We start from the raw sequence: 21169 nt of genomic DNA on the forward strand, positions 1-21169 counted from the left end.
GTTTAGTTGAGTCAGGAGAATCTTCATCACTGCCTGCGTGCTTTATCCTTGTCCTTGAAGTAAATCATATTTAATCGATTTTCGCGACTGCGAAATTTGCCGTGTGTGGTAAACTAGCGCGGATTTGAATAGTGACTGAAGATGAGGAGTGCGTTTGTCCGGTTTACGTATATCTGGGCTTACCTGCGTAAAGCGGGATCGCGTGTTGTTCGAGGCATTAAATTTCCAATTGATGCCTGGCGAACTCTTATATTTGCGCGGGCCAAACGGGGCAGGTAAAACAAGCCTGTTGCGTATTATTACCGGGTTAAGCGAGCCTGAATCGGGAGAGGTCTGTTACGACAATACGCCCATTGCTTCATCGCATTCCTTTTTAAGTGCGTTGATATACTTAGGTCACAAAGCTGGTTTGAATGGCGCTTTGTCGGCCATGGATAACTTGCAGTTTTGGTTAGCGCAACACGGCGCTGAAGTTGCTCCCAGCGGTATTTACGCCGTTTTAGAAACCTTGGGGCTAGTGGGCTTGGAAGATATCCCGGTTCGACTACTGTCGGCTGGCCAGCAGCGACGCGTAGCGCTAAGCCGTTTATGGCTGAAGCCAGCAAAAATATGGGTGTTAGACGAACCTTTTACCGCACTAGATATAGCAGGTATTGCATGGCTTGAAAGGCAATTTAAGCAGCATGTAGATAACGGGGGCATGATAATTACAACCTCGCATCAGCCCTTGTCAGAAAACGCAGGAAAGCATTCCACATTAGATTTGGAGTATCGCTTTTGAAGCACTTATTACTAGGCATCGCTCGCCGGGATGTGCGTATTGCCTTTCAGCAGAAAGCAGAGTTAGTGCAACCCATTATGTTTTTACTCATGGTGGTTACCCTCTTTCCTCTTGGTGTCAGCCCAGCGCCAGAAACCCTTCAGCGCATTGGGCCAGGGGTTATTTGGATTGCGGCTATTTTGTCATCATTATTAAGCATGGACAGATTGTTTCGAGAAGATTTCAATGATGGTTCATTGGAACAATACATGTTGTCAGGTATGCCGCTAAGTGGTGTGGCCGCAGTCAAAGTGCTTGTTCACTGGCTGATTAGTTTTCTTCCTTTGCTGGTATTATCCCCGTTATTGGCGGTGTTTTTGAACTTAACCGTTGATATGTACGTTGCGCTTATCGCCACATTAATCTTGGGCACGCCCTTACTGTCATTTGTTGGCGCGATTGCCGTAGGGTTAACCGTTGGGCTTCAACGGGGAGGGCTTTTGCTTGCGCTGCTATTGATTCCGGTGTTTATTCCATTATTAATCTTCGCAACGTCGGCGGTAGATTCCGCTGCACTGCAATTACCTTATTACTCCCAACTTGCTATTATAGGCGCCATGCTGTTGTTGGCAGCGGCCTCAGCGCCATTTGCCATAGCTTATTCTTTAAAAGTGAGTCAAAACTGATGTGGAAGTGGTTACATCCCTACGCGAAAACAGAAAATGCTTACCAGTTGTGTTTAACTCTACAACCTTGGTTTTGGGTTGGCGCAGGTGTGTGTTTAACCCTAGGCACGATTTGGGGGCTTGCCTTCGCGCCTCAGGATTACCAACAAGGTGATTCATTTCGAATTATTTATATTCACGTGCCAAGTGCGATTTTATCCATGAGTACTTATGTTGCAATGGCAGTAGCTGCGCTAGTAGGCATGGTGTGGCAATGGCGAACCGCCTATATGGCGATGATTGCTATGGCGCCTGTAGGCGCGGTGATGACATTCATTGCGCTGTTTACCGGCGCAGCGTGGGGTAAACCTATGTGGGGTGCTTGGTGGGTATGGGACGCAAGGCTTACCTCTGAATTAATACTGTTATTTTTATACATAGGGGTTATCGCTCTGTATGGAGCCTTTGAAGATAAACAACAAGGCGGCAAAGCAGCCGGTATAATGGCGCTAGTTGGGGTAGTCAATATTCCTATTATTCATTACTCAGTTGAGTGGTGGAATACACTGCATCAAGGTGCCACTATCAGTAAATTCGACAACCCGTCTATTGCTCCTGAAATGTTGTGGCCATTGCTTATTAATTTAGCTGGGTTCGCGTTTTTTATTGCTGCGGTGACGACAGTAAGGCTTCGTAGCGAAATTGTTTTACGAGAAATGCATAGGCCATGGGTAAAACGCCTTGCAGATGAATCAGGAGTAGCGTGATGCAGTTTGATTCTTTTTCATCGTTCATCCATATGGGTGGCTACGCCTTTTACGTGTGGCTATCATTTGCCGTCAGCTTCGGTGTCATGGCAGTGTTAGTTTTTGCCAGCTACCAGCAACATAAGTCCCATCTGAAATCGGTAGTTTTAGAGCAAGAACGTCAGCAGCGTATAAAGCGCGCTAAACAAAATGCCGCTGTTTCAGCATCCCATGACCGTTAGATTTATCAGATATTAAGTGAGTGAGTTTCATGAATCCAAGAAGAAAGCAGCGCTTGGCCGCCGTTGGAACAATCGTGGTACTTGTGGGTGCTGCAATTGGTTTAATGCTGTACGCATTGAACGATAGTATCGACCTGTTCTACACACCTAGCGAAATCATTGAGGGAAAAAATGGTCAAAAACCACAGGTAGGTCAACGCTTGCGTATTGGTGGAATGGTGGTGCCTGGAAGTGTTAGCCGTGATAATGAAAGTTTAGCGGTCACGTTCCAGCTTATGGACACCGGGCCCACAGTGACAGTGTCTTACAAGGGTATTTTGCCTGACTTGTTTAGAGAAGGTCAGGGCATTGTCGCCACTGGTGTATTAACTGGCACTTCGCGTATTGAAGCTCAAGAGGTATTGGCGAAGCATGATGAAGAGTACATGCCGCCTGAATTAGCTGAAAAAATGAAGGGTATCAAACACGTTAAGCCGGAAAATACACCCCAGTACGACACTGAGGGTCTGTAGTATGGTTCCTGAAATTGGTAACATCTCCCTCACGTTAGCGTTAGTTGTGTCGATATTGCTGGCGATTTATCCGCTTTGGGGGGCGCAACGTCAACACGAAAACTTAATGGCAACAGCTAAGCCATTAGCAATAGGCTTGTTTCTGTTTACGCTTATCGCTTACGTATGCTTAACCTACGCGTTCGTGAACGATGATTTCAGTGTTGCATATGTGGCGCAGCATTCTAATAGTAAACTGCCCATATATTACAAAATAACCGCGGTATGGGGTGGCCATGAAGGCTCTTTCCTATTGTGGGTATTGATGCTTTCAATTTGGACAGTTGCAGTCGCTATTTTTAGTAAAGGTATCCCGCTTGCTATGGTTGCGCGGGTGCTTTCCGTATTAGGTATGGTGGGTATTGGATTTTATCTTTTCATGTTGCTAACCTCCAATCCCTTCGACAGCATGCTCCCCTTTTTCCCTGTTGATGGCCGTGATTTAAATCCTCTGCTACAAGATTTCGGCATGATTATCCATCCCCCCATGCTTTATATGGGCTACGTGGGCTTTTCTGTGGCATTTGCATTTGCTATTTCAGCGTTGATTTCAGGGCAACTTGATTCTACTTGGGCACGCTGGTCACGACCTTGGGTGATTGCCGCGTGGGCCTTTCTCACTGTGGGTATTGCATTAGGTAGCTGGTGGGCATACTACGAGCTTGGCTGGGGCGGCTGGTGGTTTTGGGATCCGGTAGAAAATGCCTCTTTCATGCCCTGGCTTGTTGGTACGGCGCTAATGCATTCACTTGCCGTTACTGAAAAACGAAAAGCTTTCAAGTCGTGGACCGTGTTGTTAGCCATTGCCGCCTTTAGCTTAAGTCTGCTAGGTACATTTTTAGTACGTTCAGGGGTTATTGTGTCGGTGCACTCGTTTGCCAGTGATCCCACCCGAGGTTTGTTTATTCTTGGTATCCTCATTGTACTGTGCGGGTTTGGTTTGTTGCTTTACGCCTTACGAGCGTCGTCGTTGAAAAGCCCTGGTAGCTACAACGCATTTTCTCGTGAAGTGATGCTAATGGGAAACAACGTATTTTTGTGTGCCGCTACCATAGTGGTGTTGCTGGGTACGCTATTACCTTTAGTGCACAAAGAACTGGGGCTAGGCAGTATTTCTGTTGGAGCGCCTTTCTTTAATCAAATGTTTACGCTACTTATCGTGCCATTCGTATTGATGTTGGGGCTAGGCCCGCTAACTCGTTGGAAACAACAACGGGTTTCTGCTCTGAAGAATCAAATGCTTATTGCCGCTGGCTTGGCAATAAGTGCCGGCCTTTTAGTTAACTTTGCCTACGACACCCCAAGTTATATGGGGATACTAGGCATGATATTGGTATTTTGGATTTTGGTTACAACGGTGCAAGAAGTTCTGCAGCGGTTGTCTGCATTGCCCACTGATACGGGGGCATTGTCGAAACTTCGAACGCTAACCCCTAGTCACTGGGGAATGGTTTTAGGCCATGTTGGGTTTGCAATTAGTATTATCGGTATTACTCTGGTTTCAAACTACGAATCAGAACGTGATGTGCGTATGGAAGTGGGCGAAACGGTGTCTTTAGGCGGCTATGATTTCACATTTGTTGATGTCCTTGATGCTAATGGGCCTAACTACACCGCTGATGCCGGTGTCTTTGATGTCACTCAAAACGGTGAGTCTGTCGCTAGATTAACACCTGAAAAGCGCCTTTATACGGTACAGCGCATGCCAATGACAGAGGCGGCTATTCATTCAACCATTAGCCGTGATTTGTTCATTGCCATGGGAGAGCCTTTAGATGATGGTGCCTGGGCTATTCGTATTTATATCAAACCCTTTGTGGTGTGGCTGTGGGCCGGTGCCGTGGTGATGGCAATAGGGGGAATCTGCTCCATTTCTGACAAGCGCTACCGAATGGCAAAATCGAAAAAAATAAAGGGGACATTAGCAAAAATAGTTAAATCGAGTAGCCCCTCTACGCAAGGAGAAGCGCAATGAAAAAAGCGCCACTGGTTATTATTCCACTTGTGTTGTTTAGCTTACTTGTTGTGTTTCTATTTAAAGGGCTTTTTTCCGACCCTAGAGCGCTTGACTCTCAGGTAAAGGGAAAGTCACTTCCGCCTTTTTCTTTGCCAGATTTAATGCAGCCAGAGATGACTTATGAACCCGCTGATTTAAAAGGCGAAGTGACTATTCTTAATGTGTGGGGCGTATGGTGCGTGACGTGTGCGGTGGAAATGCCGTATTTAACGCACTTAAAGCAAGAAGAGAATGTGCACATTGTGGGGTTGTATTTTGATCAGGATTTAGACCCCGATTTTGGTACAAAAACGCTGACGCGGGTACAACAAGAAGTTACAGATATGCTTAGCCGATATGGCAACCCCTATGCGTTTAATATTTTCGACGTGTATCGCGACACCTCTTTGGATTTAGGGGTCACAGGCGCACCTGAGCATTTTGTTATCGATGCCAATGGTATTATTCGTATGCATCATATTGGTGATATTAATGAACGCGTATGGTCGTCAAAAATTGGCCCCCTGTATCGCGCACTGGTGGCTGAGGCTAAACAAAATAAGGAAGGTGGTGAATGAGGTTTACGCTCTTTTCATTGTTACTTTTCATGTGTGCTGCTTCGTTTGCCGCAGAAGATAATTTTTCTTTCGACACACCTGAGCAGCGTGCTCAGTTTTTATCACTGACAAGTGAACTTCGCTGCCCGATGTGTCAAAACCAAAACATAGCTGACAGCGATGCGATGATCGCCCACGACATGCGGCGCAAGGTGTATACCTTGTTAAAGCAAGGTAAGTCAGAACAAGACGTTATTGATTACATGAAAGCACGTTATGGTGACTTTGTTCACTATCAACCGCCCATTACCATAGCCACGTTTTGGCTATGGGCTACGCCAGTGTTGTTTGTTTTATTGGCTTTTATTTTCATTGTTAGACGCAAAAAGAACGAAAAAACAGAGGATTTTCAGGCCAAACTGGCTAAGGCAGATGCTTTGTTGGAGCAAGAAAAAGAATGATGTGGTCTGAATTTTACCTCGTAATATCAGGGTTAATTACCTTGATATTACTGATTGTCGCTTTTCCTTGGTTGCGCAGTAAAAATCATGCAAAAGCAGATAGCTTAAGCAATACACAAATTGTAAAACAGCGACTGCAAGAACTGGATCGTGAAGAACGTGAAGGGCTCATTTCTGCCGGCGATAAAGCTCAAGCAGTCGATGAGCTAAAAGTGGCCTTGGTGGATGAGTCGGCGTTCGCTTCGCAAAAAACAGGTACAGCCTGGTTACCTTTGGCCGTGGGGGCAACAATTGCTATTGCCACCGCGGTGAGTGTTTATGCTCATGTAAACCAATTGGCAAAGGTGAAGCATGCAAGTGATGCTATGGCGGCATTGCCTGAGTTGAGCCAACAATTAGCGACCGGCAATGGCAATAACCTTTCTCAGCAAGATATGATCAGTCTTGCTTTAGCACTTAGACAGCAGATACGCTCTTTGCCTGAAGACGACAGTGGATGGATGGTTTATGGACGATTAATGTTGAGTTTAGGGCAAGAAGTTCAAGCCATTGAAGCTATCGAGCGTGCAGTCAACTTAGCCCCAGACAAGAAAGCAAATGCCATCTCTTTAGCGCAGGCTCTGATGACAACAGGTGATGTAAACAATTTATCCCGTGCACAGGGTATTCTAGCGAATCTACTTCAAGAGAATGCTGAAAATGACAATTTAGCCCTTATGATGGCGGTTGTGTCGGCGCAGTTAGGTGATTTAGAAAATACAGCGTTTTACTATAACCAAGTGAAGAGTAAGTTACCGCAGGACAGTGAATTGGCGCAAAGCTTGGTTAGTCGTATTGCTGAACTGGAAGGGCAAGTAGAAAAAGTGACGTTTAGTCAGCCTAGTAACCAGTCTTTGGATGATGCTGGGCAAGGGATGACCGAATTTTCAATCACCATAAGCCTATCTGAAGCAGCAAGCGTTTCGTTACCGCCAGAAGGCTTTTTGGTTGTATTTGCACAAGATGCGGATTCGCAAAATCGTATGCCAGCGGCAGTAGTAAAACGACCTTTGTCATCGTTTCCACTTACCGTTAACTTAACCGTTGAAAATGCCATGATGCCGCAATTTACACTTGATAGCCTCGAGAACGTTAAGCTAACCGCACGTATTTCAGAAGATGAAAATGTGGCTGTGGCCGCTGGTGAGTGGGAAGGCAGTGTTCAGTCTAAAGTGAGTAAAGGTCGAAATACTGCGATAAGTATTACCATTAATAAGGAACTACAGTGAACAAATTAGCAAAATGGGTTGTGGTCAGTGGATTTGCTCTCACCAGTATGTTGAGTGGTTGTGCCACAAATAATGCCAATCAACAAAGCGACAACGCCCAGCAAGAAGTGGTTGATACCTCGGATCCGAGAGATCCATTAGAATCGGTTAACCGCGTCATGTGGGATTTCAACTGGGAAGTGCTAGACGCTTATTTTCTTCGCCCGGTAACGGTAGGTTACGTCACTGTTATGCCTCAGTTCGCTCGTACCGGCCTGCTCAACGCTGCAGAAAACCTGCAAGAGCCTGCCAACATGATGAACAATATGCTACAAGGTAAGTTTGATGAAGGAATGGATAGCTTAGCCCGTTTTGTGTTGAACTCAACGATAGGCTTATTGGGCACAATTGATGTGGCGGACAAGCTCGGAATTACCTCTCAAGAAGAAGAATTTGGTGAAACCTTAGGAACAATGGGCGTGGGTACAGGTCCTTTCTTAATGCTTCCTGCACTTGGCCCTAATGATCCTCGCAGTTTCTCTGGCGAGGTGGTTGACGGCATGGTTTATCCTATGGCGGTTATTGATGGCAACTTAGCCATTGCTCGATACCTTATTTCACTGCTTGAAACTCGCGCTGCCCTCATTGAGCAGGAGCAACAAATTGAACAATCAATAGATGACTATGCCTTTGTGAAAAACGCTTATTTTGAGAATTTAGCGTTTAAGGTCACCGATGGAAAAAGCGGTGATAAAGCCATTGATGAGGAACAACTAGACGACTTTGCTGAGTTTGAAGCTATGTTGGACTACGAAGAGTACGAGGAAGTAGAGGAAGAGACTGAGAAATCTACTGATGAAGAGGCGACAGAAGAAGTGGTAGAGCCACAGCCTTAATATTACGTTCATTCATTTCTTATGCAAAAAAAGCCCTTTCAGCTGTGCTGAAAGGGCTTTTTTAATAGAGCTAACCTACTAATGAATCGCTAGGCGTTAATCTTTCGGGTAACCCTGAGGATTGTTTGATTGCCAATGCCAAGTGTCTGCACACATGGCATCTAGGCCTTTATCTGCGTGCCAGTTCAACTCAGTCGCTGCTTTTGTTGGGTCGGCATAACAGGCAGCAATATCGCCGTTTCGGCGAGGAGCAATGGTATAGGGAATGTCTTTGCCAGAAGCTTGTTCAAAGGCTTTTACCATTTCGAGCACAGAGTAACCTTGCCCTGTACCTAAATTGTATTTATCTAGCCCCATATTCAATGCAAGGCGGTCTAATGCTTTTAAATGGCCGTTAGCGAGATCTTCTACATGGATATAATCTCTTACACCTGTGCCATCGGGGGTGTCATAGTCATCACCAAATACACTTAAACGCTGCAATTTACCGGTTGCTACTTGTGAAATGAATGGCATTAAGTTATTCGGGATACCGTTTGGATCTTCACCTATTTGACCTGATTCGTGAGCGCCCACAGGGTTGAAATAACGTAATAGAACAATATTCCATTGATCATCAGAGTTATAAAGATCGGCCAGTACGTGCTCAACCATCAATTTTGACATGCCATAGGGATTCGTGGGTTGCCCTGTTGCCATGTCTTCGCGAAGTGGCAGAGAGGCAGGGTCACCATACACAGTCGCAGATGAACTAAACACAATATTTTTAACGTTGTGTTTTTGCATGGCGTTACACAAGGTCAGTGTACCGTAAACGTTGTTTTCGTAATACGCTAACGGCTTTTGAACAGATTCGCCTACCGCTTTAAGCCCAGCAAAGTGGATAACCGCGAATATGTCATTATCGCTGAAAATGCCATCTAATACTGCTGTATCACGAATATCTCCTTGTACGAAGGCCACCGACTTTCCGGTCAGCGCTTCTACCCGACGCAGTGATTCTGCACTAGCGTTAGACAAGTTATCCAACACCACAACCCCGTATCCTTGTTCAAGAAGTTGCAGCACTGTGTGACTGCCAATATAGCCGGCTCCGCCGGTCACTAAGATGGTTTTCATGCATTTTCCTTTTCTGGTGCTGGCGCTAGGTACTTAGCGCTCATTGAATTTTGTATCGGTTTCACAAGCAAGGGGTAAAGTAAAAAAACAAGAAGTGCCCATAGCAGCGAGGTCCAATTCGATGCGGTTTGAAGAATAAGAACAAATACAGGCACAATAACGAGCAATTTGAGTATATTTAGCAGGGTTTTCTCTGGCACAGTAAGCTTCTTTGCCGCTTGGTCTAAACGTTTAACCCGCTCAGCCAAAGGGAGCCCTTTTAGTGCTGGAATGTGACGTGTTGAAAAGTAGAAATTCATAAGTTGCTCTAAATAAAAAACCGCCGAAACGAAGCGTTTACGGCGGTTATTGTAGGGGATTGTGAAAACAGTTGAAACTGTTTATGCCTTTTCTTCGATACCAGATTTTTCCCAATGGCGTGATTTAAGGCTTAGCAACGCGATAATGATACCAATAGCGATACTAAACAACGCGATTTGGAGATATAGGTTAGGCATTTCGTTGACATTCTCTGGGTCAAAATTACCAGAAAGTAGGCCCGCGATAATGTTACCGATTGAGTAGGTAAGCACGAAAATTCCCATCATTTGGCCAGCAAAGCGCTTAGGCGACAATTTGCTGACCGCGCTTAATGCAACAGGGCTTAAGCAAAGCTCACCGACAGTATGTAAGAAATAGGTCGTAACAAGCCACATAGGCGCGACTTTAAGACCCTGAGCAGCGTACTGAGAGGCCATAAACATGACTAAGAAGCCGCTTGCCATAATCACAATACCGATAGCACACTTTAGTGTGTATGAGGGGTCTATCATGCGTTTAGCTAGGTTTATCCAAAGCGCTGCAAAAAATGGCGACAGAATGACGATAAACAGCGAATTAGACAACTGGAACCAAACGGTAGGAATTGCAGTCATGCCAAACCACGACGTTAGGAAGGATCCGCCTTCTAAAACCCTATCGGTATAGTTTTGTGCAAAGAGGTTTAAAGAGGAGCCAGCTTGCTCGAAGCCAGACCAAAAACAGGCAGAAGCGATACAAACAAGTAAAAGTGCCCATAAGCGCTTTTTCTCATTATCGGTTAGTTGGCCTTTGAAATAAATGAAGCCGAAGTAAGCGAAAAATACCGTGGTAAATAAGATAGCCACTTTTTGAGCAAGGGCCACAGGTTCAATTACAATGGTTCCCATATGTGCAAGAACGATCACGACCACCGCCGCGACGACGACCGCACTAACCGCCATCCAAGCTCTTTTGCGGGCTTCACCAACAAACGGGTTAGCAGGTTCAACAGATTTAGGGTCGAGCGTATTATTGGTAAAGTGGTACTGGATTAACCCAAATGCCATCCCTACCGCGGCTGCACCAAAGGCATAATGCCAGCCCCAATCTTCCTGAAGATAGCCAGTAACAAAATAAGCGATAAGCGAACCAATATTAATACCCATATAGTAAAGGGCATAGCCACTGTCTCGACGGGTGTCTTCTTCACTATATTGCTGGCCTACCATGGCCGAGATATTAGGTTTCAGCAACCCCGTGCCGGTAGCAACAAGAATAAGACCAACAAAGAAGAGGTTTTGTAGGTCGATGGCAAGGACGATATGGCCAGCAAATATAATGATGCCTCCATACCATACCGCTCGCTTACCGCCAATCAAACGGTCAGCCAACCAACCGCCAGGTAAGCCTAAGAAGTATACCGCGCCAGTATATAAGCCATAAATAGCTCCCGCGGTGGCAACGGTTAAGCCTAACCCTTGAGTTTGCAAACTTGCTGTCATGAACAAGACCAGTAGCGCACGCATACCGTAATAGCTCATTCGTTCCCACATTTCTGTGAAAAATAGTGTCTTAAGGCCTCCTGGATGGCCAAAGAAACTAGAATCGTTAGATGGTTTCATATTTTTATTTGTTCCATATTGAGTATGGTTATTATTGTAGCGCGCGTATCCCATGGCTCAGTAATCTACTGTTAGAAATTACTCCCTATGGGCTCGCTTAGGCTACCTATCCATGAATGCTTATACTAGAGCGAACGCGAAGACACAAGATTTGGTCGATAATCTGGGGAAATGATGTGCCAACCGGCCAAATATTGAACATTTTTGGCCGGCTGGTGAGCTCAGGTAGGGGGTACCTATTGGGCTTTACAATTCGCGAACGGTGGCGACAACGATGCGCACAATGCCGTAAAGAAGCAGCAAAATAACGCCAAATAAAATCAAATTATAAGTGACTTTAGGGTAGGCGTTATCGTCGGGCAAGGTAGGGGACTCTATGGTCACCAGATGTTGTAATTTTTGATAAGCTTCCACGCGCGCATTTTCAAGGGTGATTAATGACGAAGAGTAAGCTTGAATCGCTAACTGTAACTGCACTTGTAAATTACTGTATTGTGCCATTAACTCACTCACAGAAAGCGTTTCACCTTGGCCGTCAGCGGTGCTAATGCGCTCTTTTTGCTTTTCGACTTCTTCTTGTAAGGCGGTTATTTCCCGTCTTATATTGATAATTTCAGGTGCCATGTTAGACATCATGGTAGACATGGTACTGAGCTCGGCTTTTTTCTGCGCAAGCGTTGCTTCTAAAGAGAAGGCGATTTGCTGAAACGCTGCGCCTTCAGCTGTCGGGTCTAACACATTATATTTAGCTTGAAAGCCAAGAATATCTGTTTTGGCTTGTTGTAGTTTTTGCTCAACAATCTCATGCTCACCTTTTGCAAATGTTAGCTTCGATTTAGCCAGATCGTTGTTGATGTTATTAATAAACTGCTCTGCTTTTTTTACGATAGCCTGGTTTATTTGTAGCGCAAATTCGGGCGTGAAGGCACGAGTGCGCAGAGAAATAACAGATGAAGCAGAATCAACGCTAACCTCAATGTGACTGAGATAGAATTGGTAAAAGTCTTCTTTTCTATGATTTTCAGACAAGCCGCTAAACATGTCAGCTTCGTCAGACATATAATGCCCACGTAAACCTATTGTTTCGTCGAGGTATTCAATCATATCGGCCGATTGTATGTAGGCTTCCACCAATTGACTATCGTTTGTAACCCCGGTACTGCCCATACCTGCAGTCGCAAGTAAAGATGAGGGGTCGAAGCTACTGCCACCATCACTAGATTTAACAATCAATTGACTGTGGCTTTCGTATTGGGGCGCTGCCCAAATAATCAGATAAAAAGCATATGAAAGCCAAGGAAGAACAAGCAAAAGGGTTTTGTGTTTCTTCAGAAGAGCATTCAGTTGGGTAAGGGATTTTTCCACGTTTAATAAACCTATTTTAGCGACTTTTTGTTATCTGCATCCTGCGTGTAAACGTCGATGCCTTCTTCTAAATCTTCGTAATAATGTAATTTGCCATCGTCTATGATTACCGCAGAGGTACAAAACTCGCGAATTTGATCAAGCTCGTGGCTTACCATAATAACGCCAGCCTCTTCACTTTTTTCTTTCAGTGAAAGTCGCGCTTTTTTACGGAACAGTGGGTCGCCCACTGAGGTCGCTTCGTCAATTAAATAAATATCAAAACCGACATTCATACAACACGCGAACACGAGTTTGGCGCGCATACCGGAAGAGTAGGTTCTCACTGGTAAGTCAAAGCGTTTATCTAATTCGGCGAAAGCCTGTACTTTTTCTTCATACTCCGCAATAGAAGTGACATTGTTGATTCGACCAATAAAGCGGGTGTTTTCTCGCCCCGTCATTTGTGGGTGAATACCCGTTTGTAGAGCAACGGGCCAAGACATCGCTTTGTTGGTTAGCACTCTCCCCCTATCCGGGTATTCACTCTTCGCCAGCATACGAAAAAGGGTAGATTTACCAGCCCCGTTCTTACCTAAAATAGCGACGTTATTTTCGGTAGGGAAATTAAAATTTAAATTTCTGAAAATATACTGTGGCCCCATCTTGCTGGGGTAGCTTTTTGTTAAATTTTCTAATTTAATCATCGCGATAGCACCCGTTTCCAAGTTATATGGTACATAGCCAAGCTTAAAAACACAGTTGCAATTGTGACTTCGATAATGAATATATACGATACCCCTTTGACACCGTATGATTCAAAACAAGCATAACGCGCTAGTTCATTGAAATGTACCAAGGGATTCCATGTTAAGTAAGGCCAAAACTTCTCTGGTAGATCTTGTAAGCTAAAAAATACGCATGAGATGAATATGAGAGGTCGCGTGAGCAAAGCCTTAATTTTATTAACTTCGGGTACAAACGCAGCGGCAATCGCGAATATTAACCCCAATGAAATTGAAAAAATCCACAGAAGTGCGAACAGCGATATTAATAGGAGAGGGTCATGAATAGCAAAGCCCTCACCAATCAAATAGAGCGCCAGCGCAAGCAAGGCAACCACTATGACTTTTATCGAAAACTCTAAAAAACCAGCGGTTAGAATGGCGGATATGGGCTGCACTTGCCTAAAGGCATACAGGGGCTTATTACGCTTAATGGAAGTCGAAACCGAGTTTAAACAACTGGTTAGCGATTGTAAGCCCATTAAGCCAATCATCATAAAGATAAACAGTGGGATAGAATGTACATCCCCAGGGCGTAAAATACTTCTAAAGAAAGACAACGCAAATATGAATACAAAAGGCTCGAGAAATGCCCAGCCGAGGCCAAATTTGTCGTTGAATTTACTTTGTAGTTCACGAAGGAAAAGTGCAAATATTACACTTCTCCATGCGTAAAGTTGTGCTTTAAAGGTTACCATATCAAGTTAGGTAGCTACGTTTGCTGCAATGGCAATTTGGTAAATTACCTGGGTAATGTCTTTCACCGCTTGTAAAACCTTGGTATCAATAGCTGGCAATACGATAATCTGATCCCCAGGTGCCAAGTGTGGTTTATTGTCAGTGAATGACAGCATGCCATCATCAATACTGCTAAAGGCAACATTACCGTTTTTACGAATAACCATAATGCGTTCATCTTCAGCTCTTTGAGTGAAGCCACCAGCCCACGCAATGTAGTCCTCAGTGGTAGCGTCAGGATTGAAAACCACAGATTGAGGTAGCATAACTTCGCCACCTACGTGCACTAAATCGGTGATTTCAGGGATCACTATGGTATCGTTTGGTTCAAGAAGAATGTTTGCAATGTCGCCATTTTCAGACACTACCACGCGACCTTGAGGTTCTACTTGACGCGCTCGGGCAATAAAGTCTGCAACTAACTGCGCTTCTTGGGCGCGAATCGCGCCTTCACCTGTAGAGCTGATAGGTGCGGTATACATGCTGCGCTCTAGACGCTCTAAACCTTGCTCAATAATTTCCTTTTGTTTTACGGCTACTGATTCTCGCAATAAATAAATATTCTGAGTATCAGATAGTGTGGTATCGGCTTCAATATGGTCCAAGATATCAAGTAATCTTGTGCCTTTATCTACCATGAGTTGCGACGCGCCTGCAAAAGCGCCAGCGACATTTATCCGATAAATTTGAGGCTCATTATCGGCAACGTATTCCACTGTATCACCGGCTTGTAGTGGTAACTGAGAAAACTCACTAATTGAAAGGTAACGCGCAAATTGCTTGCCGTTACGCACGCCAGCAACAGAAGCATGAGACGCAAATTCCCCAGGACGTGCAAAGTAGTTCACCACCTCACCATTTAGCTCTTCGCTAGAGAATTCAAAGGTAAAGCTATTTCGTGCCCCTGTTTCAACCACAATGGTATTGCCGATAGGGTTAACTAGAATGGTATCGCCGTCTTTAAACGACAGGTTAGGAAGCTTACCATCTCTGAAAAAAGCATATAAATCCGCAGAAGCAACTACCTTACCATTTCTTACAATATCTATTTGGCGGAAACTGCCACGGCGAAAATCGATGCCACCGGCGCGTTTCAAATAGTACAGAACACTATCTGAGGCTAAGCCAGCATATTGACCTGGTCTTAAAACTGGGCCAGAGACATATATAGACACGGGCGTAGTGGTCAATAGGTTGACGTAAACGTTAACGTCGTTGGTATAAACTTGTCGTATTTTAGTGGTAACCGTTTGATTCACTGTACCTGCTGGCGTATTGGCAACACGAATTGGGCCAATATTGGGGATGAAAATGTTGCCTTGATTGTCAACCGTCACCACGCTTGAGTAGTTAACAGCGCCCCAAATCCAAATAGAGATCTTATCGCCTGGCGCAACCATATAGTTGTCGTTTAGGCCACTGGTACGCTCCGATTCGAAGCCGCCAATAAATAGGTTGGCAGCAAATGGAGGGTTCTGCATAGGTTCTTGCGCTGGAAAAACGGTGTTAATCGTTGGTTCACCTGGCAAGCTTACGCCGTTTCGAGGTTGCGTGGAAAATTGCCCCATGGTGTTCACATCGCCACCGTTGTCAGGCAATGTGCGTTGTGAATTAACATTCAAGGGAGATACATTAGGGGTACTTGTCGTGCCGCTGTTATTAGATTGAGACACCTGCTGACGAAGTTGCGACAGCTGTTCTGTGGTTTGTGCAAGAATACTTGGACTGGTTACACAACTGCACAATAAGAGAAGTCCCGCGAAAAAGTGGTGCGTTTTCGAGATTTTCATTGTGGTACCTTTATTCATCCGTTGAAACAACTAATGGTGCAATGACCGACCATTGGCCATTTCGGTTACATGCAGTAAGGCGCTGCTCGCGCTGCGATGAAACCGTACTCGTTTGCAAGGGGTCTAAACGCATGCACTGATTACCCGATGCTGATACGTAATATTTCGACGTTTTATAACTCTGCCCTTGGTAGGTTATTGAGATAGGGCTATTGGTATGAAACGCCGTATTTAATTTTGGAATATTTATTGCTACATCTTGCTCAGCTGACAACGAGTATGCGAGCGATGCGTGCACTAGGGGAATGTCTGCTTCGGTGGTTCTTGGGGCTGACGCGCAACCGCCCAAGAGGGTAGCAACACCAATTAAAAGCGCAGAGCCTCTGAAAATTTTTAACATTGACTGTCATATCCATATCGCAATTTGGCCGTAGGATAACACAAGATTTGGAAAAATCATGGCCTCCTAAGAGGGGAATCTGAAAAATGTCAACAAAAGCTGAAAGTAAAACGAAACTTTTTTACAGGCAAAGGTGGTCTCCGCGGAGAATGTTTATTATCATGTATGAGCGTTTCCGTACTCGCTCACAAAATAATTATACAACCCTCAGCAGAATGGAAAAAGGAAAGGTTATTTAAAATGGACACTTCGTTTATTCAAGTCATATCGTATTTTATACCATCCACGTGTCCCGACGCGCATGTGAATGTCGAGAGGTTTTGCTTGAAATGCTAGCTTATTTGCAGTTTGTGCCCCTGTGTACGGCTTTTTTTGTTGCACTTATTTTACTGGTAGTGATGACCCCCCTTGCTCATCAATTTGGACTTGTAGACCAACCTAGTGCCAGAAAAAGACATGCTGGCATTGTCCCATTAACGGGAGGGGTGGCCATCTTCATGGCTGTTCTTGTGGCAAGTGTTGCCACTGATGTGTGGATGAAAAACAACCCACTGTTTTTCACGGCATCCGCATTTATTGTTTTACTGGGAATGCTTGATGACAGATTCGATCTAAGTGCTAAAGGGCGCTTGATGTGTCAATTCGGTGTTGCGTCTATTATGGCGTGGAGCGCACAAAACTACATTACTTCACTTGGCAATATCTTTGGATTCGGTGACGTCGCCATGGGTATTGGTGGCTATTTCTTTACCATTGTCTGCGTAGTGGGTGTTATTAATGCATTTAATATGATTGATGGCATCGATGGCCTTGCTGGAGGGATGAGCTTAGTTATTTTGCTTACCATGGTAGGATTTTTGGTGGCTACTGGTAATGGTGCTTCTATTATGGAGCCGCTCATCATTGTTGCTGCTATTGTGCCTTTCTTAGCATTTAACCTTAGCTGGAAAGGGTTTAAAGGCAACAAAATCTTCATGGGTGATGCCGGAAGTATGTTTGTGGGCCTTACTATTGTCTGGTTACTGGTGGATCACACTCAAGGCGAGGGGGCAGCATTTCGGCCCATTACCGCAGTATGGTTAACGGGCCTGCCGCTCATGGACATGGCAGCTATAATGTATCGTCGGGCTCGCAAAGGCCAATCGATGCTGCGCCCAGACCGAAAACACCTTCATAATATCTTCATGCGTGCAGGGCTAAGTAGTCGTCAATCACTCATTGCTATTTTGTGCATGGGCGCGTGCTACTGCCTAATAGGTATACTCGGTGAAGTTTATCAAGTACCTGAAGCGATTATGTTTTGGGGATTCTTGGTTTTACTGGTGGTATATAGTATTGTTATCCAAAATATTTGGAGCGTACTAAGAGTTATCAAACGCACCTTTAAGTGAGTGCCATAACTCATCCAAAGGGTTCCTCACTTAGTATTCTTTGCCTTTTGTTTTGAAGGCCGTGTTTCCTTTACGGATTCGTGCGCCTTCTTTAGTGTGGTAGTTACCTTTGCATAAACATTTCTCTCTGCTTCATAACAAATATAATAAAAATAATGCAGAAACCTTGGTTGGGATGGCGTTGTATCATGGTGATAAAGAAGAATGGGTTATCCAAGCCATTGATAGTATCTTAAATCAGACTTACGAAGACTTTGTTTTTGTTGTTGTTATCGATGGTGAAGTATCCGTTAAAATGACGAATCTCCTCAAAGATAAGGCGTTTTCAGATAACCGGTTGGTGCTGGCGCAAAATACCTTTAATGTGGGGTTAGCCGAGAGCATGAACCGTGCTGTGGAGTGGGGCGCATGCCTTTCTCCCACGTTTTTTGCACGTATGGATGCCGACGATATTTCTACGCCGAACCGACTCTCCAGACAGGTTAGCTATCTAAGAAAGCACAGTTATATTTCAGTGTTAGGATCCGCCTTAACTGAGATCAATGAAAAAGGCGAAAAAGTAGGCTCACGGGTAATGCCGTCATCCCACAGGCAAATTATCAACATTTTACCAAGGCGGTGCTCGCTAAATCACCCCACTGTGGTTATTCGTTATAGCGTATTTGAGCAAGGTTACCGATATAACAACAGCTTACTGAACACTCAAGACTATTTCCTTTGGATTACCCTCGCTGCCGAAGGGTTTGTTTTTAGAAACTTAAAAGACAGACTACTGGCCTTCAGGCGGGTGAATAACTTTTATAAACGTAGAGGGTTAACCAAATCTATCAACGAGTTTAAAGCGCGGTGGCATGCAATGGTTAAGCTTAAACGCCTAACGCCCTATAACGTATTTTATGCCTGCGGCGTGCTAACGCTACGTATAATGCCAGGCAATGTGGTTAAGTGGGCGTACAAACTTGATAGGCACCTTCTTGAGAGGTTTGGTAAACATTGAACTGCGGTCTAATCGTTGTTTTATTTAACCCTGACATTGCTCATGTTCAGGGCATAATCGATGGCTTCGCTGATCCTCAATGGCGTATCTATTTGGTCGACAATTCACCAATCGCTCATCAATTTAACCTACCCGCGCAGGCTGAGTATCTGCATTTCCCTAACAACGAAGGCATAGCGAAAGCGCAAAATGAAGGTTTAAAACGCGCCTTTGATTGTGTCGACTATGCTTTTTTACTCGATCAAGACAGTCATTTTTCTGCTGATATGGCAGCCAAGCTTCTCTCTCAATTTGTGTCGCTTGAGCGCGCAAATCCTGTAGCAGCAATCGGTCCTTCTATTCATTGTGAATTTAGCCGGAAAAAAGTGGAAGGAAAGCTACAAAAAGGTAAGCAAATTACAAAAGACCTGAAAGAGGTTAAACAAATTATTGCCTCAGGCATGTTGCTTTCCCAACAAGCGTTTCATGAGGTAGGAGAAAAAGAAAGCGATTTATTTATTGATGGCGTTGATCACGAGTGGTGCTGGCGCGCCAAAGAGAGAGGCTGGCGCGTTTATCAATCCTTATCGGTATGTATGCCCCATCGGCAAGGCGACGATAGAGTTAGAATTGCAGGTGTAACCTTTAAAAAGGGCGCGCCTATACGCTTGTATTATCAAATGCGGAACCTACTAGTATTATCTCGTCGACCCTATGTTCCATTGTATTGGAAGTTTCGTCATTTAACCGCAATACCGTTGCGATATCTTGTGAACCGCTATTGTTTCGAAAATGGAAAACGTCGCGGGCAATTGATGAGAAAAGGGTTGTACGACGGGATTCGAGCTAAAAAAGGGAAAGTTGTCAGCCCATAATAGTGCTTTGAGGAATAACTGGCGTTTATTCTGGTGCGAGTGTTATAAATTGGTGCAAGTCGCTGTACATGGCTTGTTCAAATTTCCATCAGGTGATAGCGTAGATGTTAGTCAGGTATGTGCAATTCGTCGCTTAGTTGTAGCGTCAAAGTTTGCACAACTAGTTATTAAAGCTTATGTTTTTATAAGTTTGTTATATAAACCCTGTGGTTTACCAAGTAAACCAAACGGAAGTAGAAAACGTATCGGTTAACGCTAAAGCATACAATGGAATATGGATTGCATACTGCATTATTGCATTAAATTGCGATTAGCTGAGGTTATAAGTAAAAAGGACACGATAAATATGAGTCAGGTAAAAAAAGCCGTCATTCCTGTAGCGGGATTAGGAACCCGTATGTTACCCGCCACAAAAGCAATTCCTAAGGAAATGCTTCCTGTGGTAGATAAGCCACTTATTCAGTACGTAGTAAGTGAGTGTGTAGCGGCAGGGCTTAAGGAAATTATACTGGTTACCCACGCAAGTAAAAACAGTATAGAAAACCACTTCGATACCTCGTTTGAGCTAGAAGCTACACTGGAAAAGCGTGTTAAACGTCAATTACTTGAAGAAGTACAATCTATTTGCCCTAAAGATGTGACTATTATGCATATTCGACAGGGCGTCGCGAACGGTTTAGGTCACGCTGTATTGTGTGCTCGCCCACTCATTGGAGATGCACCTTTTGCTGTTGTCCTTCCTGACGTAATCATTGATGACGCTGCCAGCGACCCTAAAAAGGATAACTTGGCAGATATGGTGGCTAAATTTAACACTAGCCGTGTCAGCCAAGTGATGGTTGAACAAGTACCTGAAGAAGACGTGACTAAGTTTGGTATTGCGGATCTTGATGGCGCGGATATTCAACAAGGTGAATCGGCAAAAATTCATAAGATGGTTGAAAAACCAGAACTTGAAGATGCTCCTTCAGATCTTGCTATCGTTGGTCGCTACGTGTTGTCTGAGAAGATTTGGGATCTACTTGAGTTTACCCCTCCTGGAGCAGGTGGTGAGGTTCAATTGACCGATGCTATCGATGCATTAATGAAGATTGAACAGGTTGACGCCTATTACATGAAAGGTAAGAGTCATGATTGTGGTAGTAAACTTGGCTATATGAAAGCCAACGTTGAATACGCACTCAGACATCCTACTCTTTCGGGTGAATTCAAAGAGTACCTTTCTGGTTTAGGCCTTTAAAGTTATAAAGAAAAACGCGCCAACTGGCGCGTTTTTTTATCTAGCGACGACGACACGACTCTCAATCTTCATTAGCATCTTTTCACCAATGCCTTTTACTTGTGTCAGTTCTGCTACTTCAACGAAGGGCCCCTTTTCATTTCGATAAGCAATAATGGCTTCGGCTTTCGCTACACCTACGCCTGGTAGGGTTTGAAGTTCAGATAAACTCGCTGTATTCAGATCAATTCGTTGCTGTGCCGCAGCTGAATTAGATGGGGTTGCTGCAGGCGTGTTTTCATTAGCGCTGGTCATCGCTGGCGTAAGTGTAACAGCAGCAACAAGCGCAATACTGGCTAAGTATTTTTTCATGTCTATTCCTTTTAAAGTTTATGTACACTGTTGTACATATTTGATGTTACGCCTTAGGGAAGAGATGAGTAGTCCAGTTTTTGGCCAGTATTGATATCTACCGTTTTAAATTACACGCACAAAAAAAGCGGGCACTGC

At 44.4% G+C, this 21169-nt stretch carries 23 protein-coding genes; 14 read left to right on the plus strand and 9 right to left on the minus strand.

Going from position 1 to position 21169, the window contains the following annotated elements:
• The first annotated feature begins 154 nt into the window (after nt 1–154).
• From ccmA to EP13_RS04485, 10 genes are read left to right on the plus strand one after another with little or no spacing between them, the layout of a single operon-like run.
• Entirely contained in the window at nt 155–781 is a 627-nt protein-coding gene (gene ccmA, locus EP13_RS04440) for a cytochrome c biogenesis heme-transporting ATPase CcmA (protein WP_156026728.1), read from the plus strand.
• The gene (ccmB, locus tag EP13_RS04445; RefSeq protein WP_044056234.1) at nt 778–1446 is read left to right on the plus strand and encodes a heme exporter protein CcmB; all 669 of its coding nucleotides are present in this window, start codon (nt 778–780) and stop codon (nt 1444–1446) included. Before ccmA ends, ccmB begins: the two co-directional genes overlap by 4 nt.
• Complete coding sequence (locus tag EP13_RS04450; RefSeq protein ID WP_044056235.1) at nt 1446–2192, plus strand: heme ABC transporter permease; 747 nt, start codon at nt 1446–1448, stop codon at nt 2190–2192. Before ccmB ends, EP13_RS04450 begins: the two co-directional genes overlap by 1 nt.
• Nucleotides 2192–2413 carry a heme exporter protein CcmD gene (ccmD, locus tag EP13_RS04455; RefSeq protein ID WP_044056236.1) on the plus strand — a complete coding sequence of 74 codons (222 nt, stop codon included), beginning with the start codon at nt 2192–2194 and terminating at the stop codon, nt 2411–2413. The genes EP13_RS04450 and ccmD overlap by 1 nt, the downstream gene beginning before the upstream one ends.
• Nucleotides 2414–2442: 29 nt before the next feature.
• Nucleotides 2443–2925: a cytochrome c maturation protein CcmE gene (ccmE, locus tag EP13_RS04460; RefSeq protein ID WP_044056237.1), complete on the plus strand. Its 483-nt coding sequence runs from the start codon at nt 2443–2445 to the stop codon at nt 2923–2925.
• A 1-nt stretch (nt 2926) separates the two neighbouring features.
• Nucleotides 2927–4939 (plus strand): heme lyase CcmF/NrfE family subunit, encoded by a 2013-nt coding sequence (locus tag EP13_RS04465; protein ID WP_044056238.1) that lies wholly within the window; start codon nt 2927–2929, stop codon nt 4937–4939.
• The gene (locus EP13_RS04470) at nt 4936–5538 is read left to right on the plus strand and encodes a redoxin family protein (protein WP_044056239.1); all 603 of its coding nucleotides are present in this window, start codon (nt 4936–4938) and stop codon (nt 5536–5538) included. Before EP13_RS04465 ends, EP13_RS04470 begins: the two co-directional genes overlap by 4 nt.
• Entirely contained in the window at nt 5535–5978 is a 444-nt protein-coding gene (locus EP13_RS04475; protein ID WP_044056240.1) for a cytochrome c-type biogenesis protein, read from the plus strand. The genes EP13_RS04470 and EP13_RS04475 overlap by 4 nt, the downstream gene beginning before the upstream one ends.
• On the plus strand, nt 5975–7246 hold the full coding sequence (ccmI, locus tag EP13_RS04480) for a c-type cytochrome biogenesis protein CcmI (RefSeq protein WP_044056241.1): 1272 nt from the start codon (nt 5975–5977) through the stop codon (nt 7244–7246). The genes EP13_RS04475 and ccmI overlap by 4 nt, the downstream gene beginning before the upstream one ends.
• Before the next feature lie 47 nt (nt 7247–7293).
• A complete protein-coding gene (locus EP13_RS04485) occupies nt 7294–8121 on the plus strand; it encodes an MlaA family lipoprotein (protein WP_052364509.1) in 828 nt (275 codons plus the stop codon).
• Between the two features lie 96 nt (nt 8122–8217).
• On the opposite strand, the gene galE is transcribed toward EP13_RS04485, so the two are convergent.
• The 8 genes from galE to EP13_RS04525 all read right to left on the minus strand — a co-directional run bounded on the left by galE (nt 8218) and on the right by EP13_RS04525 (nt 16198).
• Complete coding sequence (gene galE / locus EP13_RS04490; RefSeq protein WP_044056242.1) at nt 8218–9240, minus strand: UDP-glucose 4-epimerase GalE; 1023 nt, start codon at nt 9238–9240, stop codon at nt 8218–8220.
• Nucleotides 9237–9539, minus strand: a complete 303-nt coding sequence (locus EP13_RS04495; protein WP_044056243.1) for a DUF6170 family protein — start codon at nt 9537–9539, stop codon at nt 9237–9239. The genes galE and EP13_RS04495 overlap by 4 nt, the downstream gene beginning before the upstream one ends.
• A gap of 81 nt (nt 9540–9620) precedes the next feature.
• On the minus strand, nt 9621–11141 hold the full coding sequence (locus EP13_RS04500; protein ID WP_044056244.1) for a peptide MFS transporter: 1521 nt from the start codon (nt 11139–11141) through the stop codon (nt 9621–9623).
• Between the two features lie 246 nt (nt 11142–11387).
• Complete coding sequence (locus tag EP13_RS04505; protein WP_044056245.1) at nt 11388–12506, minus strand: capsule biosynthesis protein; 1119 nt, start codon at nt 12504–12506, stop codon at nt 11388–11390.
• An 11-nt stretch (nt 12507–12517) separates the two neighbouring features.
• Nucleotides 12518–13192: an ABC transporter ATP-binding protein gene (locus tag EP13_RS04510; protein WP_044056246.1), complete on the minus strand. Its 675-nt coding sequence runs from the start codon at nt 13190–13192 to the stop codon at nt 12518–12520.
• A complete protein-coding gene (locus EP13_RS04515; RefSeq protein WP_044056247.1) occupies nt 13189–13968 on the minus strand; it encodes an ABC transporter permease in 780 nt (259 codons plus the stop codon). Before EP13_RS04515 ends, EP13_RS04510 begins: the two co-directional genes overlap by 4 nt.
• 6 nt (nt 13969–13974) lie before the next feature.
• The gene (locus EP13_RS04520) at nt 13975–15798 is read right to left on the minus strand and encodes a polysaccharide biosynthesis/export family protein (protein WP_044056248.1); all 1824 of its coding nucleotides are present in this window, start codon (nt 15796–15798) and stop codon (nt 13975–13977) included.
• 10 nt (nt 15799–15808) lie between these two features.
• The gene (locus tag EP13_RS04525) at nt 15809–16198 is read right to left on the minus strand and encodes a hypothetical protein (protein WP_044446370.1); all 390 of its coding nucleotides are present in this window, start codon (nt 16196–16198) and stop codon (nt 15809–15811) included.
• A 329-nt stretch (nt 16199–16527) separates the two neighbouring features.
• Here EP13_RS04525 and wecA point away from each other — a divergent pair, with 329 nt between their 5' ends.
• The 4 genes from wecA (at nt 16528) to galU (ending at nt 20680) form a co-directional block, all read left to right on the plus strand.
• A complete protein-coding gene (wecA, locus tag EP13_RS04530) occupies nt 16528–17589 on the plus strand; it encodes a UDP-N-acetylglucosamine--undecaprenyl-phosphate N-acetylglucosaminephosphotransferase (RefSeq protein ID WP_044056249.1) in 1062 nt (353 codons plus the stop codon).
• A 109-nt stretch (nt 17590–17698) separates the two neighbouring features.
• On the plus strand, nt 17699–18586 hold the full coding sequence (locus EP13_RS04535) for a glycosyltransferase (RefSeq protein ID WP_044056250.1): 888 nt from the start codon (nt 17699–17701) through the stop codon (nt 18584–18586).
• A complete protein-coding gene (locus EP13_RS04540) occupies nt 18583–19440 on the plus strand; it encodes a glycosyltransferase family 2 protein (protein WP_044056251.1) in 858 nt (285 codons plus the stop codon). The genes EP13_RS04535 and EP13_RS04540 overlap by 4 nt, the downstream gene beginning before the upstream one ends.
• 346 nt (nt 19441–19786) lie before the next feature.
• Entirely contained in the window at nt 19787–20680 is an 894-nt protein-coding gene (gene galU, locus EP13_RS04545) for a UTP--glucose-1-phosphate uridylyltransferase GalU (RefSeq protein WP_044056252.1), read from the plus strand.
• 36 nt (nt 20681–20716) lie between these two features.
• Here the strand turns inward: galU and EP13_RS04550 are convergent, their stop codons facing one another.
• Nucleotides 20717–21031 carry a ComEA family DNA-binding protein gene (locus EP13_RS04550; protein ID WP_044056253.1) on the minus strand — a complete coding sequence of 105 codons (315 nt, stop codon included), beginning with the start codon at nt 21029–21031 and terminating at the stop codon, nt 20717–20719.
• Between the last annotated feature and the right edge of the window lie 138 nt (nt 21032–21169).

The organism is Alteromonas australica, from assembly GCF_000730385.1.
Lineage (GTDB): Bacteria > Pseudomonadota > Gammaproteobacteria > Enterobacterales > Alteromonadaceae > Alteromonas > Alteromonas australica.